The 26,155-nt window shown below is 74.0% G+C and carries 20 protein-coding genes and 1 riboswitch; of the genes, 16 read left to right on the top strand and 4 right to left on the bottom strand.

Annotated elements, in window-relative coordinates:
- Positions 1 to 587: 587 nt before the first annotated feature.
- Positions 588 to 4,121, top strand: coding sequence for a transcription-repair coupling factor (gene mfd, locus GTY84_RS24465; protein ID WP_161228553.1), 3,534 nt, complete (start codon positions 588 to 590; stop codon positions 4,119 to 4,121).
- 408 nt (positions 4,122 to 4,529) lie between these two features.
- Here mfd and GTY84_RS24460 read toward each other — a convergent pair whose 3' ends face one another.
- Positions 4,530 to 4,727, bottom strand: a complete 198-nt coding sequence (locus GTY84_RS24460) for an antitoxin (protein WP_161228552.1) — start codon at positions 4,725 to 4,727, stop codon at positions 4,530 to 4,532.
- Between the two features lie 172 nt (positions 4,728 to 4,899).
- Between GTY84_RS24460 and GTY84_RS24455 the strand changes: the two genes are divergently transcribed.
- Positions 4,900 to 5,655: an HNH endonuclease family protein gene (locus tag GTY84_RS24455; RefSeq protein WP_161228551.1), complete on the top strand. Its 756-nt coding sequence runs from the start codon at positions 4,900 to 4,902 to the stop codon at positions 5,653 to 5,655.
- Positions 5,656 to 5,679: 24 nt separating this feature from the next.
- Here GTY84_RS24455 and GTY84_RS24450 read toward each other — a convergent pair whose 3' ends face one another.
- The gene (locus GTY84_RS24450; RefSeq protein ID WP_161228550.1) at positions 5,680 to 6,384 is read right to left on the bottom strand and encodes a hypothetical protein; all 705 of its coding nucleotides are present in this window, start codon (positions 6,382 to 6,384) and stop codon (positions 5,680 to 5,682) included.
- Positions 6,385 to 6,594: 210 nt separating this feature from the next.
- Between GTY84_RS24450 and GTY84_RS24445 the strand changes: the two genes are divergently transcribed.
- From GTY84_RS24445 to GTY84_RS24390, 12 genes are all read left to right on the top strand, one after another.
- Positions 6,595 to 8,715, top strand: coding sequence for an N-6 DNA methylase (locus GTY84_RS24445; protein ID WP_161228549.1), 2,121 nt, complete (start codon positions 6,595 to 6,597; stop codon positions 8,713 to 8,715).
- Positions 8,716 to 8,838: 123 nt separating this feature from the next.
- Positions 8,839 to 9,591, top strand: coding sequence for a hypothetical protein (locus GTY84_RS24440; protein WP_161228548.1), 753 nt, complete (start codon positions 8,839 to 8,841; stop codon positions 9,589 to 9,591).
- Positions 9,588 to 11,117 (top strand): serine/threonine-protein kinase, encoded by a 1,530-nt coding sequence (locus tag GTY84_RS24435; protein WP_161228547.1) that lies wholly within the window; start codon positions 9,588 to 9,590, stop codon positions 11,115 to 11,117. The genes GTY84_RS24440 and GTY84_RS24435 overlap by 4 nt, the downstream gene beginning before the upstream one ends.
- A 337-nt stretch (positions 11,118 to 11,454) precedes the next feature.
- A complete protein-coding gene (locus tag GTY84_RS24430) occupies positions 11,455 to 12,102 on the top strand; it encodes a SurA N-terminal domain-containing protein (RefSeq protein WP_161228546.1) in 648 nt (215 codons plus the stop codon).
- Positions 12,103 to 12,358: 256 nt separating this feature from the next.
- Complete coding sequence (locus tag GTY84_RS24425; protein ID WP_161228545.1) at positions 12,359 to 13,333, top strand: nucleoside triphosphate pyrophosphohydrolase; 975 nt, start codon at positions 12,359 to 12,361, stop codon at positions 13,331 to 13,333.
- Between the two features lie 650 nt (positions 13,334 to 13,983).
- On the top strand, positions 13,984 to 15,252 hold the full coding sequence (locus GTY84_RS24420) for a cytochrome P450 (RefSeq protein WP_202551691.1): 1,269 nt from the start codon (positions 13,984 to 13,986) through the stop codon (positions 15,250 to 15,252).
- A gap of 146 nt (positions 15,253 to 15,398) precedes the next feature.
- Positions 15,399 to 16,532, top strand: coding sequence for a transglycosylase family protein (locus tag GTY84_RS24415; RefSeq protein WP_161228544.1), 1,134 nt, complete (start codon positions 15,399 to 15,401; stop codon positions 16,530 to 16,532).
- Between the two features lie 177 nt (positions 16,533 to 16,709).
- Positions 16,710 to 16,877, top strand: a riboswitch (cyclic di-AMP (ydaO/yuaA leader).
- 3 nt (positions 16,878 to 16,880) lie between these two features.
- Positions 16,881 to 17,669 (top strand): transglycosylase family protein, encoded by a 789-nt coding sequence (locus tag GTY84_RS24410; RefSeq protein WP_161228543.1) that lies wholly within the window; start codon positions 16,881 to 16,883, stop codon positions 17,667 to 17,669.
- A gap of 301 nt (positions 17,670 to 17,970) precedes the next feature.
- On the top strand, positions 17,971 to 19,260 hold the full coding sequence (gene eno / locus GTY84_RS24405) for a phosphopyruvate hydratase (protein WP_161228542.1): 1,290 nt from the start codon (positions 17,971 to 17,973) through the stop codon (positions 19,258 to 19,260).
- 124 nt (positions 19,261 to 19,384) lie between these two features.
- The gene (locus GTY84_RS24400) at positions 19,385 to 19,864 is read left to right on the top strand and encodes a septum formation initiator family protein (protein WP_161228541.1); all 480 of its coding nucleotides are present in this window, start codon (positions 19,385 to 19,387) and stop codon (positions 19,862 to 19,864) included.
- Positions 19,865 to 19,913: 49 nt separating this feature from the next.
- Positions 19,914 to 20,447 carry a DUF501 domain-containing protein gene (locus GTY84_RS24395; protein WP_161228540.1) on the top strand — a complete coding sequence of 178 codons (534 nt, stop codon included), beginning with the start codon at positions 19,914 to 19,916 and terminating at the stop codon, positions 20,445 to 20,447.
- A complete protein-coding gene (locus GTY84_RS24390) occupies positions 20,444 to 21,385 on the top strand; it encodes a Ppx/GppA phosphatase family protein (RefSeq protein ID WP_161228539.1) in 942 nt (313 codons plus the stop codon). Before GTY84_RS24395 ends, GTY84_RS24390 begins: the two co-directional genes overlap by 4 nt.
- Positions 21,386 to 21,402: 17 nt before the next feature.
- On the opposite strand, the gene GTY84_RS24385 is transcribed toward GTY84_RS24390, so the two are convergent.
- Positions 21,403 to 21,672, bottom strand: coding sequence for a type II toxin-antitoxin system RelE/ParE family toxin (locus GTY84_RS24385; protein ID WP_161228538.1), 270 nt, complete (start codon positions 21,670 to 21,672; stop codon positions 21,403 to 21,405).
- Positions 21,669 to 21,941: a type II toxin-antitoxin system prevent-host-death family antitoxin gene (locus GTY84_RS24380; protein ID WP_161228537.1), complete on the bottom strand. Its 273-nt coding sequence runs from the start codon at positions 21,939 to 21,941 to the stop codon at positions 21,669 to 21,671. The genes GTY84_RS24385 and GTY84_RS24380 overlap by 4 nt, the downstream gene beginning before the upstream one ends.
- Positions 21,942 to 22,533: 592 nt before the next feature.
- On the opposite strand from GTY84_RS24380, the gene GTY84_RS24375 reads away from it, so the two are divergent.
- Together GTY84_RS24375 and GTY84_RS24370 are read left to right on the top strand one after the other, a co-directional pair.
- Complete coding sequence (locus GTY84_RS24375; protein WP_161228536.1) at positions 22,534 to 23,946, top strand: NAD(P)/FAD-dependent oxidoreductase; 1,413 nt, start codon at positions 22,534 to 22,536, stop codon at positions 23,944 to 23,946.
- A 791-nt stretch (positions 23,947 to 24,737) separates the two neighbouring features.
- Positions 24,738 to 26,039: a cyclopropane-fatty-acyl-phospholipid synthase family protein gene (locus tag GTY84_RS24370; RefSeq protein WP_161228535.1), complete on the top strand. Its 1,302-nt coding sequence runs from the start codon at positions 24,738 to 24,740 to the stop codon at positions 26,037 to 26,039.
- The last annotated feature ends 116 nt before the right edge of the window (positions 26,040 to 26,155 follow it).

The following is a 26,155-nucleotide window of genomic DNA, read 5'->3' as shown; positions in this document are numbered from 1 at the left end:
GCGCCGGGCTCACGGCCGTCACGGGGCGGACGCGGCGGTCCGGTGGAGCGGCGGACCGGGGGCGGGGTCCACGGGAACGGCGGCGGGCGGGGGCGGCCCCGGCCGCCGCCGGGCTGCCGTCCCGGCCGGCCGGGACCGCCGGTCCCGGTACCGGGGGCGGGGCGCGTCCCGGCGGACCCCGCGCTTCCCGGCCGCGGGGCGCGTGTCACGGGGTCCCGTTCGCCGGGCGGGTGCGCGGGGCCCCTGCCCTGCGGGGCGTGCCTTCGGGCACGCCGTGCCATGGGGCCCGGGTGCGGGGGAGAGCACGGCGGCACGGCGGCCCCGGGTGAGCACCGCCGCACGGGCGTGGCGTGGTCCCAGGGAGCGCGTACCGGAGCGGTCCGGCCGCAGGGCGCGCGCCGGGGAGCCCGGCCGCGCGGCACGCGCCGGGGGCGGAGCCCGTTCGCCGGGCCCGGGCCCGGGGCGCGCGGCGGCGTTGTCCACAGGCCCCCGCGCCGGGACGGGCGGCGTCGTACGCTGGAGAGCCCCCGGCCCCTTCATCCCGCGTCGGGTTCTTCGTGTTGTCCACGGACGGAAAGCGCCCTTTCATGAGCCTGCACGGTCTGCTCGACGCCGTCGTCAAGGACACCGCCCTCGCGGAAGCGATCGCGGCGGCCTCCGACGGCAACCGCATGCACGTCGACCTGGTCGGTCCGCCCGCGGCCCGCCCCTTCACGGTCGCCGCGCTGGCCCGCGGGACGGGTCGCCCCGTGCTGGCCGTCACCGCGACCGGCCGCGAGGCGGAGGACCTGGCCGCCGCCCTGCGCTCGCTGCTGCCCCCCGAGGGCGTCGTGGAGTACCCCTCCTGGGAGACGCTGCCGCACGAGCGCCTCAGCCCCCGCAGCGACACGGTCGGCCGCCGGCTGGCCGTCCTGCGGCGGCTGGCCCACCCGCGCCCCGACGACCCCGGGACCGGCCCCGTCTCCGTCGTCGTCGCCCCCGTGCGCTCCGTGCTCCAGCCGCAGGTCAAGGGCCTGGGCGACCTGGAGCCGGTCTCCCTGCGGACGGGGCAGGGCGCCGATCTCGGCGAGGTGGTCACCGCCCTCGCGGCCGCCGCCTACGCCCGCGTGGAGCTGGTCGAGAAGCGCGGCGAGTTCGCCGTCCGGGGCGGCATCCTCGACGTCTTCCCGCCCACCGAGGAGCATCCGCTGCGCGTGGAGTTCTGGGGCGACGACGTGGAGGAGATCCGCTACTTCAAGGTCGCCGACCAGCGTTCCCTGGAGGTCGCCGAGCACGGGCTGTGGGCCCCGCCCTGCCGTGAGCTGCTGCTGACGGACGAGGTCAGGCGGCGCGCCGCCGTCCTCGCCGAGCGCCATCCCGAGCTGGGCGAGCTGCTCGGCAGGATCGCGGAGGGCATCGCCGTCGAGGGCATGGAGTCCCTGGCGCCCGTCCTCGTCGACGACATGGAGTTGCTGCTCGACGTCCTGCCCGAGGGCTCGATGAGCGTGGTCTGCGACCCCGAGCGGGTCCGCACCCGGGCCGCCGACCTCGTCGCCACCTCGCAGGAGTTCCTCCAGGCGTCGTGGGCGGCCACGGCGGGCGGCGGCGAGGCCCCGATCGACGTGGGCGCGGCCTCGTTGTGGTCCATCGCCGACGTCCGGGACCGGGCCCGCGAGCTGGGCATGATGTGGTGGTCGGTGTCGCCGTTCGCCGCCGACGACGCCCTGGAGGAGGCCGACACCCTCACCCTCGGCATGCGCGCCCCCGACACCTACCGGGGCGACACCGCGAGGGCGCTGGCCGACACCAAGGGCTGGCTCTCCGACGGCTGGCGCGTGGCCTACGTCACCGAGGCCCACGGCCCCGCGTCCCGCACCGTCGAGGTGCTCGGCGGCGAGGGCATCGCCGCCCGCCTCGACAAGGACCTGGACACCCTCGCCCCGTCCGTGGTGCACGTCTCCTGCGGCGCCATCGACCACGGCTTCGTCGACCCGGGGCTCGGGCTCGCGGTGCTCACCGAGACCGACCTGTCCGGACAGAAGGCGGCCGGCCGCGAGGGCGCCCGGATGCCCGCGCGGCGCCGCAAGACCATCGACCCGCTCACCCTGGAGGCGGGCGACTACATCGTCCACGAGCAGCACGGCGTCGGCCGCTACATCGAGATGGCGCAGCGCACCGTGCAGGGCGCCACCCGTGAGTACCTCGTGGTGGAGTACGCCCCGGCCAAGCGCGGGCAGCCCGGCGACCGGCTCTACATCCCCACGGACCAGCTGGAGCAGATCACCAAGTACGTCGGCGGCGAGGCGCCCACCCTGCACCGCCTGGGCGGCGCGGACTGGACGAAGACCAAGGCCCGCGCCAAGAAGGCGGTCAAGGAGATCGCCGCCGACCTGATCAGGCTCTACAGCGCCCGGATGGCGGCCCCCGGCCACGCCTTCGGCGGTGACACCCCCTGGCAGCGGGAGCTGGAGGACGCCTTCCCCTACGCGGAGACGCCGGACCAGCTCACCACCATCGCCGAGGTCAAGGAGGACATGGAGAAGACGGTCCCGATGGACCGCCTGATCTGCGGCGACGTGGGCTACGGCAAGACCGAGATCGCGGTCCGGGCCGCCTTCAAGGCCGTGCAGGACGGCAAGCAGGTGGCCGTGCTGGTGCCGACGACCCTGCTGGTGCAGCAGCACTTCGGCACCTTCGGCGAGCGGTACGCGCAGTTCCCGGTGACGGTGCGGGCGCTGTCCCGCTTCCAGACCGACGCCGAGGCGAAGGCCGTGCTGGAGGGCCTGCGGGAGGGCTCGGTCGACGTGGTGATCGGCACCCACCGGCTGTTCTCGTCGGAGACGAAGTTCAAGGACCTGGGCCTGGTCATCGTCGACGAGGAGCAGCGCTTCGGCGTCGAGCACAAGGAGCAGCTCAAGAAGCTGCGGGCCAACGTCGACGTGCTGACCATGTCGGCGACCCCGATCCCCCGCACCCTGGAGATGGCGGTCACCGGCATCCGCGAGATGTCGACGATCACCACGCCGCCGGAGGAGCGGCACCCGGTGCTGACCTTCGTCGGCCCCTACGACACCCGGCAGATCGGCGCCGCGATCCGCCGCGAGCTGCTGCGCGAGGGGCAGGTCTTCTACATCCACAACCGGGTGGAGTCCATCGACCGGGCCGCCGCCCGGCTGCGCGAGATCGTGCCCGAGGCGCGGATCGCCACGGCCCACGGCCAGATGTCGGAGCAGGCCCTCGAACAGGTCGTCGTCGACTTCTGGGAGAAGAGGTTCGACGTGCTGGTCTCCACCACCATCGTCGAGTCGGGCATCGACATCTCCAACGCCAACACCCTGATCGTCGAGCGCGGCGACAACTTCGGCCTCAGCCAGCTCCACCAGCTCCGCGGCCGGGTCGGGCGGGGCCGCGAGCGCGGTTACGCCTACTTCCTGTACCCGCCGGAGAAGCCGCTGACGGAGACCGCCCACGAGCGGCTGGCGACCATCGCCCAGCACACCGAGATGGGCGCGGGCATGTACGTGGCGATGAAGGACCTGGAGATCCGCGGCGCGGGCAACCTGCTCGGCGGCGAGCAGTCCGGCCACATCGCGGGCGTCGGCTTCGACCTGTACGTGCGGATGGTCGGCGAGGCCGTCGCGGACTACCGGGCCTCCCTGGAGGGCGGCGTGGAGGAGGAGCCGCCGCTGGAGGTGAAGATCGAGCTTCCGGTCGACGCCCATGTCCCGCACGACTACGCGCCCGGCGAGCGGCTGCGGCTGCAGGCGTACCGGGCCATCGCCTCGGCGGGCAGCGAGGAGGACATCGCCGCAGTCCGCGAGGAACTGGTCGACCGGTACGGGAAGTTGCCGGAGCCGGTGGAGAACCTGCTGCTGGTCGCCGGGCTGCGGATGCTCGCGCGGGCCTGCGGGGTCGGCGAGATCGTCCTCCAGGGCACCAACATCCGTTTCGCCCCGGTGGAGTTGAGGGAGTCCCAGGAGCTGCGGCTGAAGCGGCTCTACCCGGGTTCGGTCATCAAGCCCACCGCCCACCAGGTGCTGGTGCCCCGCCCGAAGACCGCGAAGGTCGGCGGCAGGCCGCTGGTCGGGCGGGAACTGCTGGGCTGGGTGGGGGAGTTCCTGACCTCGATCACCGGGTCCTAGGACCTCTCGTCCGGATCAGACGAAAGACCCCGGCCCGCCGGCCCCTCCCGGTCACGGGGTGTCGGCCGGTCTCCCGGCCACGGGCCCGTGACCGCCGAGGGGTGTCCGCAGCGGCCGGGGCTGTCCGCAGCGGCCGCCGGCGCCCGCGGCCGGCCCCGATGACCGCGCCCGGGCCCGGTACCGGTGTGACGGCCCGGGGCCGTACGGCGATGCGCACCGCCGTACGGCCCCGGGAAGCCGCACCGGTACCGGGCCCGAAGCCGTGCCGGGGTGAGGATCCCCGCACCCCGCCGTACGGGAAGGCTCCCGCGCCTGACGGGGAGCGGGTCCCGCCGTACCGGGGGTGCGGGTCCGGCCGTCCCCGGTGTGGTACTCGAACGCCCGGCCCGTCCCGCGGGCCGGGCGGTCTCAGTGGTCGCCGCGCCGGTCCCCGCCGCGGTCGCGGTCCATGCCGAGCCGCTGCTCCGCCTTCTGCTGCGCGGTGTCGACCTGGTGCTCGTACTTGCCGCCGGTTCTCTCGTTGATCTTCCGCTCGGCGGCGTCGGACGCCTGCCCGGCCTTGTCCCTGGCGGCCTTGTTGCTCTTGAACCTGTCGAGGATGCCCATGCGGGGCTCCTTCCGGACGTGACTGACTCCGACGATACGCCCGAGTCCCGGTGTATGCCCGTCAACGCCCTCTATGCCCCGGTCCACCGGGAGGCTACGGTATTGCCGACGTTGATCGATTAGGGGAGGGGCACGCGTGAGGCGGCACCACAGGGCGGGCAGGATACGGCTGATGGGCACGGGGGCGGCGCTCTGCGCGACCCTGGCGCTGGTCACCGGCTGCGAGGGGCTGGACGACGACCCCTCAGCGGCGACGAGCGGCGGCGCCGCGGCCGCGCCCGGGGCGCGGGACGGACGGGCCGTCAGCCCGCTGGTCAACCCCGACGGCACCAAGCCCGGCCTGGCCGTGCTCACCGCCGACGCCGACCGGTCCGGGGCGCTGACCCTGATAGAGAGCGTGGGCACCAAGGGCCGCGGCCCCAAGACCGGTTACGCCCGGGACAAGTTCGGCTACGCATGGATGGACACCGCCGACGGTGTCCCGCTGGCGCGCAACGGCTGCGACACCCGCAACGACCTGCTCCAGCGAGACGGCGAGAAGCTGCGCTTCCGCGAGGGCTCCAACTGCGTGGTCATCTCCATGACCCTGCGCGACCCGTACACCGGCACGACCATCGAGTGGCGCAAGGAGAAGGCGAGCGCGGTCCAGATAGACCACGTGGTGCCGCTCTCCTACAGTTGGCAGATGGGCTCGTCGCGGTGGGCGGAGGCGAAGCGCAAGCAGCTCGCCAACGACCCGCTCAACCTGCTGCCGGTCGAGGGCCGGGCCAACTCCTCGAAGGGCGACTCCGGTCCGGCCTCCTGGCTGCCCCCGGACAAGGACATCCGCTGCGCGTACGCGGCCCGGTTCGCGCAGGTCGCCGTCAAGTACGCGATGCCGGTGACCAAGGCCGACAAGGACGCCATGCGGGAGCAGTGCACCGCCTGACGCCGTGCCGGGCGGGGGTGGCGGTCAGCCGCTCTTCTTCCAGTCGCCGCAGCCGGCGGTCTTGAAGTAGGCGTCGGAGGCACTGACCGTCACCACCGCCGTACCGCTCACGTTGTCGTTCGCCAGGATCGAGTCGAGCCCGTGCTCGGCGTCCTTGGTCCGCTCCCAGTAGCAGCCGTCGTCGGTGTTCCCGGTGGACCGGTAGGTCCCGGGCGCGATGTCGCGGCCCACGGCGAACATGCCCCCGTCGCCCGCCATGGTGGTGGCGGGGGTGCCCTTGGCGGCCGGGTCGACGGCCTCCCAGTCGCGGCAGCCGCTGGACTTGAAGAGCTTGTCGCCGTCCTTGACGGTGACGTAGGTCGTGCCGGTCACGTTGTCGTTGGCCAGCAGCGAGTCCAGCTCGCCGGAGGCGTCCTTGGCGCGCTCCCAGTAGCAGCCGTCGTCGGTGTTGCCGGTGGAGCGGTAGGTGCCGGGCTTGATGTCCGTGCCCACCCGGAAGTCGCCGTCGCCCCCGAAGGCCGCCTTCTTCTCCTCTTCCTCCTTCTTCTCGCCGGAGCCCCCGGAGTCCTTTCCGGTGCCCTTCGCGTCCCCCGCGCCCTTGTCCGCCGCCGCGGCGGGGTTGCGGTCGCCCGGGCCGCCGTCGCCGTCGTCCCCGCCGGCCACCGACACGGCGCCGATGACGACGATCCCGATGACGGCGCCCAGAGCGATCTTGCCCTTCATGCCCATGACGGATTCCCCTCCCGATGCGGCGACGCCTTCTGGACGGCCATCGCTCGTTCGCGAGGTCAATAACAACAGAGAGTGTGAACCGAGTCAACACGGTTCACGTATGGGTGTTGGTACACGCGCGTGAATGGGTTGGGGCGATGTTCCTCGGTATGCTCGGCGCCACATGGGGGACGGGCGCCCCTCACAGGGACGAGGGGAGCCGGGCCGGTGCAGGACAACGCGACAGAGGTGACCGCCGCCGGGATCGCACGGCTCGCGGGCGTCGGCCGCGCCGCCGTGAGCAACTGGCGCCGCCGCCACACCGACTTCCCCCGGCCCGTCGGCGGAACCGAGGCCAGCCCCTCCTTCGCCCTCGCCGAGGTGGAGGACTGGCTGCGCGAGCACGGCAAGCTCGCCGAGGTCCCGCTGCGCGAGCAGGTCTGGCAGCAGATCGCCGGGCACCCCGACGGCCCCGTCACCGCCCTCGTCCACGCCGGCTGCCTGCTCCTCCTGCTCCACGACCGGCCCGCCCGCTGGCTGCGGATCAGCGACACCCCCGACGACCGGCTCGCCGGAGCGCTGGGCGAGGCGCTGGAGGACCTGCTCGCCGCCCGCCTCGGCGGCCCCCCGGCGGCCGGCACTCCGGACGGCGGCACCCCGGACGGCGGCATCCCGGAGGGCCACCACGGCCCGGCGGCCCCCGCCGTCCCCGCCGTCAGCGCCCCGGCCCCCGAAGCGCTCCGGGTCTCCCTGCCCCTGCTGCGCGGCACCGCAGAACTCGCCGCCGAGCAGGGAACCCGGCAGACCTTCGAGTTCCTGTTCGGCCGCCATCTCGACGCCAACCCCCGCCAGTACCACCTCACCCCCGCCGACCTGGCCGCCCTCATGGCCGACCTCGCCGGACCCGCCCGCACCCTCCTCGACCCCGCCTGCGGCACCGGCGCCCTGCCCCGCGCCGCCGACCGGCCCGGCCCCGGCGCCCCCGAGCGCACCCTGTACGTCCAGGACGCGGCCCCCGACCTCACCGCGCTCACCGCCCTCCGGCTCGCCCTGCACACCCGGGCCACCGTCCGCGCCGCCGCCGGGGACACCCTGCGCGCCGACGCCTTCCCCGGCCTGCGCGCCGACGCCGTCCTGTGCCACCCGCCGTTCAACGAACGCAACTGGGGGCACGACGAACTCGCCTACGACCCCCGCTGGGAGTACGGCTTCCCCGCCCGCACCGAGTCCGAGCTGGCCTGGGTGCAGCACGCGCTGGCCCGGCTGCGGGACGGCGGCACCGCCGTCCTGCTGATGCCGCCCGCCGCCGCCTCCCGCCGCTCCGGCCGCCGGGTCCGCGCCGACCTGCTGCGCCGGGGCGCCCTGCGGGCCGTCGTCGCGCTGCCCACCGGCGCGGCGCCGCCGTACAACCTCCCGCTCCACCTGTGGGTGCTGCGGCGGCCCGGACAGCCACCCGCGCAGCCCGAACTCCTCCTCGCCGACGCCGGGCGGTTCGCCGGGGAGGGGCGCGGCGGCCCCGACTGGCGGGCCCTGCGGGAGGCCGTCCTCGACGCCTGGCGCGGCTTCGACCGGACCGGCCACCTCGACGAACGGCCCGGTCTGGCCCGCTCGCTGCCCGTCATCGACCTCCTCGACGACGACGTCGACCTGGCCCCGGCCCGCCATCTGCCGCCCCCCGCCGCCGGCGGCGGCACCGCGCGCCTCGCCGAACTGCGCGACCGCCTCGGCGAGACCCTCCGGCTGACCACCGGCCTCACCCCCGCCCCGGCCGCGCCCGCCGGGCGCGCCCCCCGCCTGACCCTGACCACCGTCGGCGAACTCGCCCGCGGCGGCGCCCTGCTGATGCGCACCGGCACCAGCGGCGGCCGGGCCCGGGTGCCCGTCCTCACCGACCACGACGTCCTCGCCGGCACCGGCCCCTCCGGAACGCTCCCCGAGAGCGACGACGAACCCGTGCTGATCGAGGCCGGGGACGTCGTCGTCCCCGTCCTCGGCGGCGGCTCCGTCACCCGCGTCGCCGACCCGGCCACCGCCGGGGCCGCCCTGGGCCGCAACCTCGTCCTGCTCCGCCCCGACCCCGCCGCCCTCGACCCCTGGTTCCTCGCCGGGTTCCTGCGCGGCACCGCCAACAACCGCCGCGCCAGCAGCTACGCCTCCACCGCCACCCGGCTGGACGTACGGCGGCTGCGGCTGCCCCGCCTCCCGCTGGACGCCCAGCGGCGCTACGGCGAGCACTTCCGCGCCCTGGACGAGTTCGAGCGGACGCTCAGACTCGCGGGCCGCCTCGGCGAGCAGCTCGTCCGGGGCATGTACGACGGGCTCACCGACGGCACCGTGGTCCCCGACTGACGTCCGGGACACGGGACATGACCAGTGCCACAACGGTTCGGTACAACCCCGGGCCGCCTGTCCGGGTCGCCCTATACGCTCGACGCGACACGTACGTCCCCCTCCCATGTTCCAGGAGCAGCCATGCACGGCCCCGGCTACCCGCCGCCGACGAAGCGGCCGCCCGCGACGGGGTGGCTGGTCCTCCTGCGCGTGCTGTTCGTGGCCGTCGCGGTGTTCAGCATCGGCATGCTGGCCTGGGCGGCGATGCTGCGCCTGGCGATCGTCACCCGCCGGACCCTGGACTGGTCCCTGTTCGTCGGCGCGTTCCTCGCCGACGGCGTCGCGCTGGTGCTGATCGGCCGGGAGCCCGGCGACGAGATACACACGGCCGCCGGATGGTCCGGGATGGCCCTGCTGCTGGGCACGATGGTCGCCGTCATCGCCTACTACCTGGCCGCCGACGTCCGCCACTTCCACCGGCTCCGCCACGGCGGCCCCGCCCCGGCCGCCCCGGCCGCCCCGGCCTACGGCTACCCGCACCCCGCCGGGCCGTACACGGGCACCACCGTCCCGCAGACCGGCGGCCACCCCGCCGTCCCGGCGCCCGCCGCGCCCTACCCCCCGGCCCCGGCCCCCGTGTCCGCGCCCGCCGCGCCCCGCACGCCGCCCGCGCCGCACACCCCCGTGCCGTCCGCCCCGCCGCAGGACCCGTTCGCGCCGCCCCGGATGACGCCTCCGGCCCCCATGGCCCCGCTCGCGCCGATGCCGCAGCAGCCCCCGGCCGCCCCCGGGGCGCCCGCCCGCATCGACCAGGTCCGCGCCGAGCTGGACGAGCTCAGCGACTACCTCCGCCGGCACGACTCCGCCGACGGTCCGCGCGAGGGCGGCAGATGACCGGGGCGACCGGCCGTGTCGTCGCCGGCCGCTACGCCCTGTCCACCGTCATCGGCCAGGGCGGCATGGGCCAGGTCTGGACGGCGTACGACCAGCGGCTCGACCGGCGCGTCGCCGTGAAGCTGCTGCGCCCCGACAAGGTGGCCGGACAGGAGGCGGACGAGCTGCGCCGCCGGTTCGCCCGCGAGTGCCGGGTGACCGCGCAGGTCGACCACCCCGGCCTGGTCACCGTCCACGACGCGGGCAGCGAGGGCGAGGAGCTGTTCCTCGTCATGCAGTACGTCGACGGCGCGGACCTCTCCGACCACCTCGCGGAGCACCAGCCCTACCCGTGGCAGTGGGCGGTCGCCGTGGCCGCCCAGCTCTGCGCCGTGCTGAGCGCCGTGCACGCCGTGCCGATCATCCACCGCGACCTCAAGCCGCGGAACGTGATGGTGAAGCAGGACGGCACGCTCACCGTCCTGGACCTCGGCGTCGCCTCCGTCATGGACAACGACACCACCCGCCTCACCCACACCGGCTCGCCCATCGGCTCCCCCGCCTACATGGCCCCCGAGCAGGCCATGGGCGGCGCCGTCGGCCCCTACACCGACCTCTACGCGCTCGGCGTCCTGCTGCACGAACTGCTCAGCGGCGACGTGCCGTTCGCCGGGTCCACCGCCCTCGGCGTGCTCCACCGGCACCTGTACGAGCCGCCGCCCGCGGTGCGCCGCGTCCGGCCCGAGGTCCCCGAGGCGCTGGAGACCCTCGTCCTGCGCCTGCTCGCCAAGGACCCGCAGCACCGTCCCGCCTCCGCCCAGGAGGTCTACGAGCACCTCGCCCCCCTGCTGCCCCCGCGCTCCACCCCCACCGGGGCGCCCCTGGACCCCACCCGGCCCTTCCTGCGCCCGCACGCCCCCTGGCCCGACCGGGCCCGCGTCCCCGCGCCCCGCCCGGCCGCCGCGCCGCCCGCCGCCGGGGACGGGAAACCGGACGTCGCCCGCGCCGTCGACGACGTCAAGCGCCTCCTCGGGGAGGGCCTCATCACCCAGGCCGTCGACATCCTGGGCGCCATCCTGCCCGTCGCCGCCGAACAGCACGGCGAGCGCTCCCCGGTCGTGCGCACCCTGCGCAAGCAGTACGCCGCCACCCTCATGGACGACGGCCAGTACCGGCGCGCCCTGCCCGAGCTGCGCCGCCTCGCCGACGAACGGGCCGCCGAGGCCGGCCACGCCGACCCGCAGGCCCTGCGCCACCGCTACGACGCCGCCCAGTGCCTGGAGCAGCTCGGGGAGCCCGCCGCCGCCCTCGCGGAGTACCGCACGCTGCTCCCCTACTACGAGAACCGCTACGTGGCCGGGGACCCGGACCTCGCCCACGACGTGCGCCGCCGGATCGGCCATCTGCTGCTCGCCCTCGGCGACCGGGCCGCCGCCCACGAGACCCTGGCCCGGCTGCTGCACGACGTGGAGCTGCTGCACGGCCCCGGGCACCCGCTGGCGTCCGAGGTCCGCCGGACCCTCCAGTGGCTGGGCCAGGTGCGCTAGGGCCTCTCGTTTGGATCATGCCGGGCTCGCGGGGTCTGGCCTGATCCGGACGAAAGACCCCAGCCGCCCTCCAGCGGCCGGGCCGGGTGCGCCGGCCGCCCGGCGGGAGCGGGGGCCCGGAGGGCGGCCCGGGGACTGCGACGCGGTCCCGGCGCGGGGGATGGGGCGTTCGCTCCCGGTCGGCCCGGTATGCGCCGAAAGGGGCGGCCCGGACCCGGCGGTGCCCGAAGTCGGCGTGAATCGTTGGTCGAATGGGTTGGCCAGAGCTTGCCCACTGCCTACCATCGATCATCGCAAGACTTTGTGCACCGCCGCACAATCTCCTCGGGAGGTTTCCTTGCACCGCCGCCGTCGCACCGCGCTCCTTCTCACCGCCGCGATCGCCGTCGCGGCACCACTGCTCACCGCGTGCGGGAACGACGCGCATCCGGGTGCGGCGGCCGTCGTGGGCGGCCAGCGGATCACCGTGGCCCAATTGGAGAGCCGGGTCGACGAGGTGCGCGAGGCGCAGCGGGCCGCCGTGCCGGACGAGGAGCAGTACCGGCAGGTCCTCGCCCGCACCGGCAGCCTCACCCGCGACACCCTGCACGGCATGGTCCTGGACCGGGTGCTGGACGGCGCCGCCCAGGAGGCGGGCGTGACCGTCACCCGCAAGGAGATCCAGCAGATGCGGGCCGGCATGGAGCAGCAGGCGGGCGGCGCGAAGGAGCTGGAGACGGCCTGGCTCCAGCAGTACGGGATCGCCCCCGAACGGCTCGACGACAGCCTCCTGCTCCAGCTCAAGGCCCAGAAGCTCGCGCGCAGCCTCGGCACCGACACCGGCCGGCCGGAGTTCTGGAAGGCGCTCAGCGAGGCGTCCGAGCGGCTCGGCATCGACATGAACCCGCGCTACGGCACCTGGGACGCGGAGCGCAGCGGGCGCGTCGACGCGAAGACGCCGTGGCTGCGCGAGGTCACGGCGGCGGGGTCCGAGCAGCCGGTGTGACGGCGCCGCCCGGCGCCCCGGGGATTCCGGGGCGCGCCGGACGGTCCGGGCGCGTCGGACGACGGCCCGGGGCGGCCGACGCCTCGGTGTGACCGAAGTACCGGGCGACCGACGGGCGGGGTGACCGACGGGCGGGGTGACCGACGGGCGGGCGACCGGTGGCCGGTATGCCTGTCGGTCCGCGCCTGTGGACGGCCGGGACCGGGGCCTGTGGACAACCCGGGGGCCGGTCGGCGGGGTGGGTTACGTTCTGATGGTGAACGCGACCAGTCCCCAGACCACCCCCGCCGAGGGCCGCATCGTCCTCCTCACCACCAGCCACCGTGTCGCCCCCGGGCTGCTCTCCTGGCCCGCCTGGCAGGCGCTGCGCGCGGCCGACCGCGTGCTGTGCGCCGACGGGACGCATCCGCAGCTCCCGTACCTGCGGGAGGCCGGCATCGAGGTCGAGCAGGCGTCGCCGGACGCCGAGGAGCTGGTCGGCGCCTGCGCGGGCGGGCTCACGCTGGTGGTCGTGGCGACCGGCGCGGGCGAGCCCGCCCTCACCGACGGCCTGGCCCGCCTCGCGGGCTCCGGGCGGGTGCGGATGCCCGAGCTGGAGCTGCTCCCCGCCTCCTACGACCTGCCGGGTGCCCGGCTGCTGGATCTCGTCCAGGTGATGGACCGCATCCGGGTGGAGTGCCCCTGGTCCTCCCGGCGCACCCATGAGGATCTGGCCAAGCACGCCCTCGAAGAGGTCTACGAGCTGGTCGATGCGATCGAGGAGGGCGACCGCGAGGAGATGCGCGAGGAGCTGGGCGATGTCCTGCTCCAGGTCGTCTTCCACGCCCGGATCGCCGAGGAGCACCCCGAGGAGCCGTTCTCGGTGGACGACGTGGCGGGCACCCTCGTCGACAAGCTCGTCCACCGCCACCCCCATGTCTTCGGGGACGCGACGGCCACGACCCCCGAGGAGGTCCGGGAGCACTGGCTGCGCACCAAGGCGGTCGAGAAGCGGCGCACCTCGGTCACCGAGGGCGTGCCGATGGGCCAGCCCGCCCTGGCCCTCGCCGCCAAGCTGGCCTCCCGGGCGCGCACGGCGGGCCTGGACGTGCCGCTGCCCCGGGGCGAGGGCGTCGGCTACGAGCTGCTGTCCCTCGCCGCCCGTGCCGAGGCCGAGGGCGTCGACCCCGAGGCCGCGCTGCGCGCCGCCTCCCGCGCCTACCGCGACGCCATCCGGGGGGCCGAGGGATGACACCTCCCACGGACGGCCCGGCGGCCGACGGCCACGGGGCCGCGGCCGACGGCCACGGGGCGGGGGCGGGCGGCTCCGGCGCGGATGCCTCCGGCGCGGCGGCGGGCGGCCACGGCGCGGAGGCCGGGGCGGGGCCCGGGGACGAGGGGCGGGGTTCCGCGCCGGGGCCCGCGTTTGAGCCGGGGCCCGCGCAGGAGCCCGAGCCCCGGTCCCGGATCGAGCCCCGGCTGGACGCGGGGGCAGGGCCCGGTCCGGGGCCGGACGCGGTGCCGGGGCCTGTGCCCGGGCCGTACGCGCCGGTGGAGTCCGGTCCCGCGCCGGGGTCGGGCTGCCCGGTGACGGGCGGTGGCGCGGGCGCGCCGGGAGCCGATGGTCCCGGAGCCGGAGCCGGAGCCGGAGCCGGAGCCGGAGCCGGAGCCGGAGTAGGGGGACGGGCCGCCGGGGACACCGGCCCCGGAGCCGATGATCCTGGAGCTGGAGCTGGAGCTGGAGCTGGAGCTGGAGCTGGAGCTGGAGCCGGAGCCGGAGCCGGTCCCGGAATCGGCCCCGAAACCGGAACCGGGGCCGCCGGGGATCCTGCTCCCGACTCCGGGCCCGCCCCCCATCCCGGCACCGATGCCGGTGCCGGGGCCACCGGTCCCGTTCCCGCCCTGTTCAGCCGGGAGTTCGCCACCGATCCGTATCCGGCGTACGCCTGGCTGCGGAAGCACGCGCCCGTGCACCGGACCGAGCTGCCCAGCGGGGTGGAGGCATGGCTGGTCACCCGGTACGCGGACGCCCGGCAGGCCCTCGCCGACCCCCGGCTGTCCAAGAACCCGGCCCATCACGACGAGCCCGCGCACGCCCGGGGCAGGACCGGCATCCCCGGCGAGCGCAAGGCCGAGCTGATGACGCATCTGCTGAACATCGACCCGCCGGACCACACCCGGCTGCGGCGGCTGGTCAGCACGGCGTTCACCCCGCGCCGCGTCGCGGAGTTCGCGCCCCGGGTGCGGGAGCTGGCCGACGGACTCGTCGACCGGTTCGCCGGTGCCGGCTCCGCCGACCTCATCCACGAGTTCGCCTTCCCCCTGCCCATCTACGCCATCTGCGACCTGCTCGGCGTCCCCCGCGAGGATCAGGACGACTTCCGGGACTGGGCGGGGATGATGATCCGCCACGGCGGCGGACCGCGCGGCGGTGTGGCCCGGTCGGTGAAGAAGATGCGCGGCTACCTCGCCGACCTGATCCACCGCAAGCGCGCCGCCCTGCCGGCCGGGCCGGTGCCGGGGGAGGACCTGATCTCCGGTCTGATCCGCGCCTCCGACCACGGTGAGCACCTCACCGAGAACGAGGCGGCGGCGATGGCCTTCATCCTGCTCTTCGCGGGCTTCGAGACCACCGTCAACCTGATCGGGAACGGCACCTACGCCCTGCTCACCCACCCCGGCCAGCGCGGTCTCCTCCAGTCGTCGCTGGCCGCCGGGGACCACGCCCCGCTGGAGACGGGGGTGGAGGAGCTGCTGCGCTACGACGGCCCGGTGGAGCTGGCCACCTGGCGGTTCGCCACCCGCCCGCTGAGTCTCGGCGGACAGGACATCGCCGCCGGTGATCCGGTGCTGGTCGTTCTGGCCGCCGCCGACCGGGACCCGGAGCGGTTCGCGGACCCGGACACCCTCGACCTGACCCGCCGTGACAACCAGCACCTCGGATACGGACACGGCATCCACTACTGCCTCGGCGCCCCGCTCGCCCGGCTGGAGGGACGGACGGCGCTGGACACCCTGTTCACCCGGCTCCCGGACCTGGAGCTGGCCGCGGACCCGGAAGAACTGCGGTGGCGCGGCGGCCTCATCATGCGCGGGCTGCGCACCCTGCCCGTGTCGTTCACCCCCGTCGCGCGCACCGGGGACAACACCCCTCCCACGCGGGAAAGATGACAACTGTTCAGCTTCGTGATCCCCGTGTGATCTGTGCGGCATGAACTTGTGACAAGTGATGGGCTGCCTATACGTTCACGGATCAATGTGCGGCGGCAGAGCCGTTGTTCCGCCGCTTCCCTCGCTGTCTCGCGAAAGGTAGTCGCATGCTTTCCGGGAACGGTCGTCACCGTCGCCCCCGCCAGGCCCCGGCGCTCGTCGTCGCGGCCGGAGTGACCGGCTCCGCCATCGCCCTTCCGCTGCTCGGTGCCACCGGCGCCCACGCGGCCGACGGCGCGAACTGGGACCGGGTCGCGGAGTGCGAGACCGGCGGCGCATGGAGCCAGAACGGCGGCAACGGGTACTACGGCGGCCTCCAGCTCTCCCAGGAGGACTGGGAGGGCTACGGCGGTACGCAGTACGCGCCCAGCCCCGACCAGGCCAGCCGCGCCCAGCAGATCAGAGTGGCCGAGAAGCTGCTCGCGGACCGGGGCGTCGCCGCCTGGCCGACCTGCGGCCCGCAGGCGGGCCTCGGCGGGGGCGGTTCCCCGGACGAGGGGGCGGACAAGGGCGGGAAGTCCCGGGGCGGGTCCGGGGACGAGGGCGGGTCCCAGGATTCGGACGCCTCCGGGGCGGACCGCGCGGAGGGCGCCGACTCCGACGCCTCCGCCGACACCGGCTCCTCCGCCTCTTCCGGCGCCTCCGGCACGTCCGGGCCGTCCGGCGGGAAGGATCCGGCGCCGTCCGGGCGGGAGAGCGGGTCGCCCTCCCCGTCGGCCACCTCTGACGGGACGTCGGCCGGCGACCAGGACGAAACCCCCGATTCCGGCACGTCATCCGATTCCGCAGCGGCACGGGACTCCGCGTCCGGCGCCGCCGGTTCCGCGGACCCCGGTTCCTCCGGGGAGGCGGCCGGCCGAGGGGCGAATGCGGCGGAGTCCGGTGAATCGGACAAGTCCGGCTCCGGTGGGGATGCTTCGGGCTCCGTCGGCGAGGAAGGGGCCGGTGGTGGGCGGCACCGCGGCGGCAGCGCCGACGAGGGCGCGGTGGACGACCGTGCCGACGGTTCCTCGGGCCGTCACGCCTCGCGTGGCGGGAGCGCCGCCCGGGACGCCGTGGACGCCTCCTACACCGTCCGCCCGGGCGACAGTTTGTGGGGCATAGCGGACTCCCTCGGGGTCGACGGCGGATGGTCCTCCCTCTATGAGGAGAACAAGGACGTCGTGGGTGCCGATCCGGACTACATCCTGCCCGGTCAGGAGCTTGCCGTCGGTGGCGAATCGGAGCCCGGACAAGGCTAGTTCACGTCACGGTTCGCGGCTGTATGTCCTATTTGGATCTCGTGAGATATAGGTCTCATAAGCCGTGATCGTCTTTGAAAATCCGCGGAGCGCGTGGCTACGGTCAGGACCGCTCGCCATCGCGGGCCCCGGTTGCCGCAACGCCGAATCCTGCCAGCGGCCCTCCGGGAACAGTCGTCGCGTCAAGCGCCGCAGGCAGGAGCGGGGGACCCAAGGTAAGTCGCCGCACCGGGCAGTTGAGCCGGAGCGGCTAGGGGTGGAGCCGAGTTCCGTGAGGAACCCGGCCGGGCAACTCAACCGGCCCGAACCCGACAGCTCACCTCGCAGGCGTCGGTGAGGGGATCAACCATGCTGTTTTCCGGCAAGGGCAAGCACCGTCGCCCGTCCAAGGCCACCCGCGTCATCGCCGTCGCCGGCGTCACCGGCGCCGCTGTCGCCGCCCCGCTGATGGCGGCCGGCAACGCCTCCGCCGCCACCGCCGCCGAGTGGGACGCCGTCGCCCGCTGCGAGTCCGGTGGCAACTGGTCCATCAACACCGGCAACGGCTACTACGGCGGTCTGCAGTTCTCCGCCTCCACCTGGGCCGCCTACGGCGGTACGCAGTACGCCGCCACCGCCAACCAGGCGAGCAAGGCGCAGCAGATCGCGATCGCCGAGAAGGTGCTCGCGGGCCAGGGCAAGGGCGCCTGGCCGGTCTGCGGCGTCGGCCTGTCCCGTGCCGCGTACACCGGTGGCGGCTCCACCGCCCCGCAGAACCAGGGCGGCTCCTCGCAGAGCACGCAGCAGCAGGGCACCGGCTCCTCGCAGAACACCCAGAAGCAGAGCACCCAGAAGCAGAGCACCGGCACCTCCCAGAGCGCCCCGCAGCGCTCCCAGGGCACCTCGGAGCGCTCCGCCGAGCAGCGGTCCTCCCGCTCCGCCGAGCGTCCGGCCGCCAAGAAGACCGTCACCACGCCGACCGGCAAGAAGGTCAAGAAGGGCAACGGCGAGTACCGGGTCGTCGCGGGCGACACCCTCAGCTCCATCGCCGCCGACCACGGCGTCAAGGGCGGCTGGGCGAAGCTCTTCAAGCTCAACGGCGACATCGTCGAGGACGCCGACCTGATCTACCCGGGCCAGCAGCTCCACCTCAAGTAGGCCGCGGCTCCCCCAGTCCCCGCCCCGGTGCGTGTTCCCCCGTACGCACCGGGGCGGGTTTTTTCGCGCCCGCGCGCCGGGCCGGGACCCCGCCCCGCGCCCCCGTCGGCCCGCGCCCCGGTTTCCCCGAACCGTTTTGTTCCGTTCGGAAACAATTTACCGCCGGTTCTGTCCACGGGGTGGGCCGAAGGCCGACCGATCGCCCGGAGCCGGTTAGGCTCATCCCGCAGAGCAACACGGAACGGACCGCCAAGCCATCGCGGCCCGGCCGCCCGCGTCACACCCCAAGAAGGAGATGCTCGTGCCGTCCATCGACGTCGTCGTAGCCCGGGAAATCCTGGACTCCCGAGGCAACCCCACGGTCGAGGTCGAGGTCGGCCTCGACGACGGCAGCACGGGTCGTGCCGCCGTGCCGTCCGGCGCCTCCACCGGCGCCTTCGAGGCCATCGAGCTGCGCGACGGGGACCCCGGCCGCTACCTGGGCAAGGGCGTCGAGAAGGCCGTGCTCGCGGTCATCGAGCAGATCGGCCCGGAGCTGGTCGGCTACGACGCCACCGAGCAGCGCCTGATCGACCAGGCCATGTTCGACCTGGACGCCACCGACAACAAGGGCTCGCTCGGCGCCAACGCCATCCTCGGCGTCTCCCTCGCCGTCGCCCACGCCGCCTCCGAGGCCAGCGACCTGCCCCTGTTCCGCTACCTGGGCGGTCCCAACGCGCACCTGCTGCCGGTGCCGATGATGAACATCCTGAACGGCGGCTCGCACGCCGACTCCAACGTGGACATCCAGGAGTTCATGATCGCGCCGATCGGCGCGGAGTCCTTCTCCGAGGCGCTGCGCTGGGGCACCGAGGTCTACCACACCCTCAAGAAGGTCCTGAAGAAGAAGGGCCTGGCCACCGGCCTCGGCGACGAGGGCGGCTTCGCCCCGAACCTGGGCTCCAACCGCGAGGCCCTCGACCTCATCCTGGAGGCCGTCAAGGAGGCCGGCTACATCCCGGGCGAGCAGATCGCGCTCGCGCTGGACGTCGCCGCGTCCGAGTTCTACAAGGACGGCTCCTACACCTTCGAGGGCAAGGAGCGCACCGCCGCCGAGATGACCGAGTACTACGCGGAGCTGGTCGACGCGTACCCGCTCGTGTCCATCGAGGACCCGCTGTTCGAGGACGACTGGGAGGGCTGGAAGACCATCACCGAGAAGCTCGGTGACAAGGTCCAGCTCGTCGGTGACGACCTGTTCGTCACCAACCCCGAGCGCCTGGCGCGCGGTATCGACGAGGGCATCGCCAACGCCCTGCTGGTGAAGGTCAACCAGATCGGTTCGCTGACCGAGACCCTGGACGCCGTGGAGCTGGCCCAGCGCAACGGCTTCAAGTGCATGATGTCCCACCGCTCCGGCGAGACCGAGGACGTCACCATCGCCGACCTGGCCGTCGCCACCAACTGCGGCCAGATCAAGACCGGCGCCCCGGCCCGCTCCGAGCGCGTCGCCAAGTACAACCAGCTCCTGCGCATCGAGGAGATCCTCGACGACGCCGCCGTCTACGCGGGCCGCAGCGCCTTCCCGAGGTTCCGCACCGCCAACGACTGAGCGCCGCGGGAACCGAAGCCCGCGCGCCCACCGGAAGCGTCGTACGTACGTCCCCGTACTCGGTCCCGTACCGTGTGCGGGGACGTACGCACGTATGAGGACGCACGAACGCGGAGGCGGGCACATGGCGGTGAAGGACCGGGACCGTTTCTCCACCGCGACCAGGATCCGGCTGATCGGCGAGCAGACGGCGGCCCGGGTCTACCGTTCGCAGACCCGGCGCCAGGACCGCCGCTCCCGGCTGACCGGCCGCGCGGCACTGCTGGCGATGGTGCTCTGCTCGCTCGTCGTGGCGCTCGCCTACCCGGTACGGCAGTACGTCGCCCAGCGCGCCGAGGTCGCGGACCTGCGCACCCAGCAGCGCGAGACCCGGCAACGGGTCGAGGACCTGCGCGACCTCAAGGCGCGCTGGCAGGACGACGCCTACGCCGAGCAGCAGATCCGGCTGCGGCTGCACTACGTGATGCCGGGGGAGACGGGCTTCGTCGTCGTCGACCCGGGCGCGGCCCGGCCGTCCCGCGGCGGCCTCGGAGCGGGCGCCCGGCCCTGGTACCGCAACATCTGGGACGGCGTCGACAAGGCCGACGCCGCCGGGCGGCCGTGAACCGGCCGTGCCGACGGTGACTCAACAGGAAGACCAGCGGAAGACAGTCATGCAGAATCCCCCGCCGACCACCGAGCGCACCGCGCCCACCGACGAGGACGTCGAGGCGTTCCGGCAGCAGCTCGGACGCCCCCCGCGCGGACTGCGCGCCATCGCGCACCGCTGCCCCTGCGGCCGGCCGGACGTCGTGGAGACGGCGCCGCGGCTGCCCGACGGCACGCCCTTCCCCACGCTGTACTACCTGACGTGCCCGAGGGCGGCCTCCGCGATCGGCACGCTGGAGGCGAACGGCGTCATGAAGGAGATGACCGAACGGCTCGCCGCAGACCCGGAACTGGCCGCCGCCTACCGGGCCGCGCACGAGGACTACGTCCGCCGCCGGGACGAGATCGAGGAGCTGACCGGCTTCCCGAGCGCGGGCGGCATGCCCGACCGGGTCAAGTGCCTGCACGTGCTGGTCGCCCACTCGCTGGCCGCCGGCCCCGGCGTCAACCCGCTGGGCGACGAGGCCCTCGCGATGCTGCCCGAGTGGTGGCGCAAGGGCCCGTGCGTGACCGTCCCCGGACAGGAGGACGCCCAGTGACCCGGGTCGCCGCCGTCGACTGCGGAACGAACTCCATCCGGCTGCTCGTCGCGGACGCCGACCCCGCCACCGGGGAGCTGACCGACCTGGACCGGCGCATGACCATCGTGCGGCTCGGCCAGGGCGTCGACCGCACCGGGCGGCTGGCGCCGGAGGCCCTGGAGCGGACCTTCGCGGCCTGCCGCGAGTACGCCGGGGTGATCCGGGAGCACGGCGCGGAGCGGCTGCGCTTCGTGGCCACCTCCGCCTCCCGGGACGCCGAGAACCGGGACGACTTCGTCCGGGGCGTGGTGGACATCCTCGGAGTGGAGCCCGAGGTGATCACCGGCGACCAGGAGGCCGCGTTCTCCTTCACCGGCGCCACCGGCGAGCTGGTCGGGCGCACCGACCTGGAGCGGCCGTACCTGGTCGTGGACATCGGCGGCGGCTCGACCGAGTTCGTGGTGGGCGACGACCGGGTGCGCGCCGCCCGCTCGGTGGACATCGGCTGCGTCCGGATGACCGAACGGCATCTGGTCCGCGACGGGGTGGTGGCCGATCCGCCCTCCCCGGAGCGGGTCGCGGCGATGCGGGCCGACATCGAGGCCGCCCTGGACGAGGCCGAGCGCACCGTGCCGCTGCGCGAGGCGCGCACCCTGGTGGGGCTGGCCGGTTCGGTGACCACGGTCTCCGCCATCGCGCAGGAGCTGCCCGCCTACGACCCGGCCGCCATCCACCACTCCCGGGTCTCCCGCGGGGAGGTCCGCGCGATCACCGAGCACCTGCTGCGTTCCACCCACGCCGAGCGCGCCGCGATCCCTTCCCTGCACCCGGGCCGGGTGGACGTGATCGCCGCGGGCGCGCTGGTGCTCCTCGCGATCATGGAGCGCATGGACGCCCACGAGGTCGTCGTCAGCGAGCACGACATCCTGGACGGGATCGCCTGGTCGATCGCGTAGGCGGAGGGGGCGGGGCGCTACAGGTCGCGGTGGACGTCCCGCCGGTCGCCCGCCTTGACCACGAGGACGAGGAGTTCTCCATCGTCGATCCCGTGGGCGACCCGGTGGCTCCCCACCCGAAGGCGATAGAGGCCCGACGGGCCGGTGGGCTTCTTGACGACCGCGTCCTCACGGCAGGGATCACCGCCGGGCGCGGTCAGCGCTGCCAGGACGCGCATGGCGTCGGGCCGACTGGTGGCCCGGAGCTGTCGCTGTGCCGCCGTGGTGAAGCGGAAGGCGTACTTCACACCGCTGCGTCGTCGTGCTCGGCGAACAGGTCGGCCAGGAGTTCCGCCATGGTCACGGTGGGGCCCCCTTCGGCGAGGACCGCTTCCGCCGCACGCGCCAGCATGACGCCGGCGGCCTCCTCCAGCGCCTCGAAGTCCGCGATCGGGACCATCGCCGCCACGGGAGTGCCGTCGCGTGTGATGACCGTGGGAATGCCTTGCTCGGCCCGATTGATGTGATCCGCGATATGGGCGCGGGCCTCCCGTACGGTCACGCTGTTCTCGGTCATGGGTGCAGTGTGCATCCCGGGATGCACGCAGGGGACGGAACGAGGTCTTCCCCCAGGGGTGTCCCCGGGGCTGCTGCCCGGTCGATCGCGCGGACGGGGAAGGCCCCCCCCGGAAGTCGGTCCGGATGGTCGGGCGCGGGTGGTCCGGGGCGTCTGTGGCCGTTGTTGTTACCGATGGGTAGCCTTCTGCTGAGCAGGGCGGATGGCGTTTGAGCGGGGTCCGGAAGGGCCTTTCGGCCCCTCCCGGTGACGTCCCGTCGGGAAAGTTCGTGAAGTTCTTCACAAGGAAATGCGCTCCGGCGGGCGAGGAAAGTGAGCCGGCTGACCCTTTTGGGGGTTCAACTGCCCTTTGAACGTGTTCAGTACGGCGCCGGAAAAGGGTCTCGCGGCGGGCGGCGCCGGGGCTGGTCCAGCCCGTCCCGCGGGACGGAGCAGCAGCTCACGCGGCATTGACAACGGGGCAAGAGGGGCTCCGGTTCCCTTCCGTTCCATGATCCATGTCACGTGGGTCGCGGATGGTAGCACAGTGGGTGGTCGACCTTGTGAAGGGGCGCACGAACCACCCCCCTGGGGCAGGGGGATACTCGATGGCATGAGCACCACGGAGCGTCCCAGGATCCTCGTAGTAGGCGGTGGGTACGTAGGCCTGTACGCAGCTCGACGCATCCAGAAGAAGATGCGTTACGGCGAGGCGACCGTCACGGTCGTCGACCCGCGGTCGTACATGACCTACCAGCCCTTCCTCCCCGAAGCCGCCGCCGGCAACATCTCCCCGCGGCACGTCGTCGTCCCCCTGCGGCGCGTGCTTCCCAAGGCGGAGGTCCTCACCGGCCGGGTCACCACCATCGACCAGGACCGGAAGGTCGCCACGATCACGCCGCTGGTCGGCGAGACGTACGAGCTGCCCTTCGACTACCTCGTCATCGCGATGGGCGCGGTCTCCCGCACCTTCCCGATCCCCGGCCTCGCCGAGCAGGGCATCGGCATGAAGGGCATCGAGGAGTCCATCGGCCTGCGCAACCACGTGCTGGAGCAGCTCGACAAGGCCGACTCCACCACTGACGAGGAGATCCGCCGCAAGGCCCTCACCTTCGTCTTCATCGGCGGCGGCTTCGCCGGCGCGGAGACCGTCGGCGAGATCGAGGACATGGCCCGCGACGCGGCCAAGTACTACAAGAACGTCTCCCGCGAGGACATGCGCTTCGTCCTCGTCGACGCCGCCGACAAGATCCTTCCCGAGGTCGGGCCGAAGCTCGGCCAGTACGGCAAGGAGCACCTCGAGAGCCGCGGCATCGAGATCTACCTGTCCACCTCCATGGACTCCTGCGTCGACGGCCACGTGGTGCTCAAGAACGGGCTGGAGGTCGACTCCAACACCCTGGTGTGGACCGCCGGCGTCAAGCCGAACCCGGCGCTGTCCCGCTTCGGGCTGCCGCTGGGCCCCCGCGGCCACGTCGACGTCGCCCCCACCCTCCAGGTCACCGGCACCGACTACATCTGGGCCGCGGGCGACAACGCCCAGGTCCCGGACCTCGTCGGCCGCCGGGCGGGCAACGAGAACGCCTGGTGCCCGCCGAACGCCCAGCACGCGCTGCGCCAGGCCAAGGTCCTCGGCGACAACGTGGTCTCCGGCATGCGGGGCTTCCCGCAGAAGGAGTACAGCCACGCCAACAAGGGCGCGGTGGCGGGCCTCGGCCTGCACAAGGGCGTCGCCATGATCGTCATGGGCAAGATGAAGATCAAGGTCAAGGGCCGTCTCGCCTGGTACATGCACCGGGGCTACCACGGCCTGGCCATGCCGACCTGGAACCGCAAGATCCGCGTCTTCGCGGACTGGACCCTCGCCATGTTCCTCAAGCGCGAGGTCGTCTCCCTCGGTGCGATCGAGACCCCGCGCGAGGAGTTCTACGAGGCCGCCAAGCCGGCCCCGGCCGCGCCGAAGGCCGTGGACACGAGCGGCCCGAGCGCCGCGGAGAAGACCGGCGAGAAGGCCAAGGCCTCCTGACCGGACCTCCCGTCCGACGACCCCGAAGGGGCCGCCCGCCATCCGTGGTGCGGGCGGCCCCTTCGCCGTGCCCGGCACGGTGACGCCGCGTCACCCCGGCCCGGGGCGGGAACGGCACGGTGACGCCGCGTCGTCCCGGCCGAGGCGGGCGGGGCGCGGGAGCCGGGACCTGTTCTCCCGGTCCCGGCGTCTCTGGCGGCCCGGGTGGTCCCGGCGGTCCCGGCGTCTCTGGCGGTCCCGGCCGAACCGGCGTGCGCTGACGTCCTCTTGGCCTTCACCGTCCGGACGGGACGCCTCGTGCGATGCCCCCCCCCGGGGGGGGGCTGGAACCCCCGGACGCCGGACCTCCCGTGTCCCGGGCCCTGTACCTCCGGGCCCTGCACCCGGGCCTCACACCCCGGGCCGCGCACCCCCTCCCCTTCGGCGCGCCGGACCTCCGTACCCCGACCCTCCGTCCCCTCTGTGCCCCGCCCCGCACGCGGGACCGCCCCGGGCCGGACCTACCGGGCCGGGCTCCCCGCCGGGCGGCCCCCGGAACCTCTGCCCCGGGCCCCTGACCGGGCCTCGGCCGGGCCTCGGCCGGGGCCCCGCTCCCGGTCCCGCTGCCGGCGCCGGGCGCGGGATCCCGCAGGTGGCCTGGCAGGTGCGGCCGGATGGCCGACACGCCGCGAACGCGGGGGGCGTGCGGGCATTTTGCCCAGTCGTGACGCGTGCCGGGGACTGTGCGGGGCCCCTCCTGATGTTTACGTGGTATCGGACTTTTCCGGGATCACTTGTCACGGAGGTACGCCATGCCCGACGCCGCGCAGCGGCTGCAGAGCCTCTTCGAGCAGTTGCTCGGAACGCCCCTCCCGGTGCGGATCCGCGCCTGGGACGGGTCGCAGGCGGGACCACCGGGCGCGCCCGCCCTCGTCGTCCGCAACCGCCGGGCCCTGCGCCGTCTGATGTTCAAGCCGGGCGAACTCGGCCTGGCCCGCGCCTGGGTGGCCGGTGACCTCGATGTCGAGGGCGACCTCTACACCGCGCTCGACCTGATGGCCGGCTTCGTCTGGGAGCGCGACGAGGACGCCCCCGGGCTCCTCGCGTCCCTGCGCGACCCCGCCGTCCGGTCCGCCGCGCTCGGCCTGGCCCGGCTCGGCGGGCCGCCGCTGCCGCCCGCGCCGCCGCCCGAGGAGATCCGCCGTGCCGGGAGCCGTCTGCACACCCGGCGCAGCGACCGGCGGGCCATCAGCCACCACTACGACGTCGGAAACGACTTCTACCAACTCGTCCTCGGCCCCTCCATGGTGTACTCCTGCGCCTACTGGAGCGCCCCCGAGGAGGAGGGCGGCACCCTGGAGGACGCCCAGCGCGACAAGCTCGAACTGGTCAGCCGCAAGCTGGCCCTGAGACCCGGTCAGCGCCTGCTGGACGTCGGCTGCGGCTGGGGCTCCATGGCCGTCCACGCCGCCCGCGAGCACGGGGTGAGCGTCGTCGGCGTGACCCTGTCGCAGGAACAGGCCGCCCACGCCCGCAAGCGCGTCGCCGACGAGGGGCTCACCGACCGCGTCGAGATCCGCGTCCAGGACTACCGCGACGTGACCGACGGCCCCTACGACGCGATCTCCTCCATCGGGATGGCCGAGCACGTCGGCTCCGAGCGCTATCTGGAGTACGCCGTCGACCTGCACGGGCTGCTGAAGCCCGGCGGGCGGCTGCTCAACCACCAGATCGGCCGCCGCCCGCGGCGCGACGAGGACGCCTACGACCTCGACGCGTTCATCGACGCCTATGTCTTCCCGGACGGCGAACTCGCCCCCGTCGGCACCACCGTGACCCAGTTGGAGCGCGCCGGGTTCGAGGTGCGGGACGTGGAGTCGCTGCGCGAGCACTACGCGCTGACCCTGCGCCGCTGGGTCACCAACCTGGAGGCCGACTGGAAGCGCGCGGCGGGCCTCGCCGGCGTGGGCCGGGCCCGGGTCTGGCGGCTCTACATGGCCGCCTCCGCGGTCGCCTTCGAGCGCAACCGGATCGGCGTCAACCAGGTCCTCGCGGTGCGCACCCCCGACTCCGGGGCGGCCGGGCTGCCGCTGCGCGCCCGCACCTGGAAGTAGGGTCTTTCGTTTGGATCGGGCCGGATCAGGGAGCGGGGTCCGGCGCCGTGCGTCGCAAGGCGGAGGAGGGAGTCAGGGCGGAGCCCTGGCGACCGACGACAACGCGGCGAGGTGCG

The sequence above is a fragment of the Streptomyces sp. SID8352 genome (assembly GCF_009862265.1).
In the GTDB taxonomy this organism is placed as follows: Bacteria; Actinomycetota; Actinomycetes; order Streptomycetales; family Streptomycetaceae; genus Streptomyces.
This window is presented reverse-complemented; position numbering and strand designations above follow the sequence as displayed.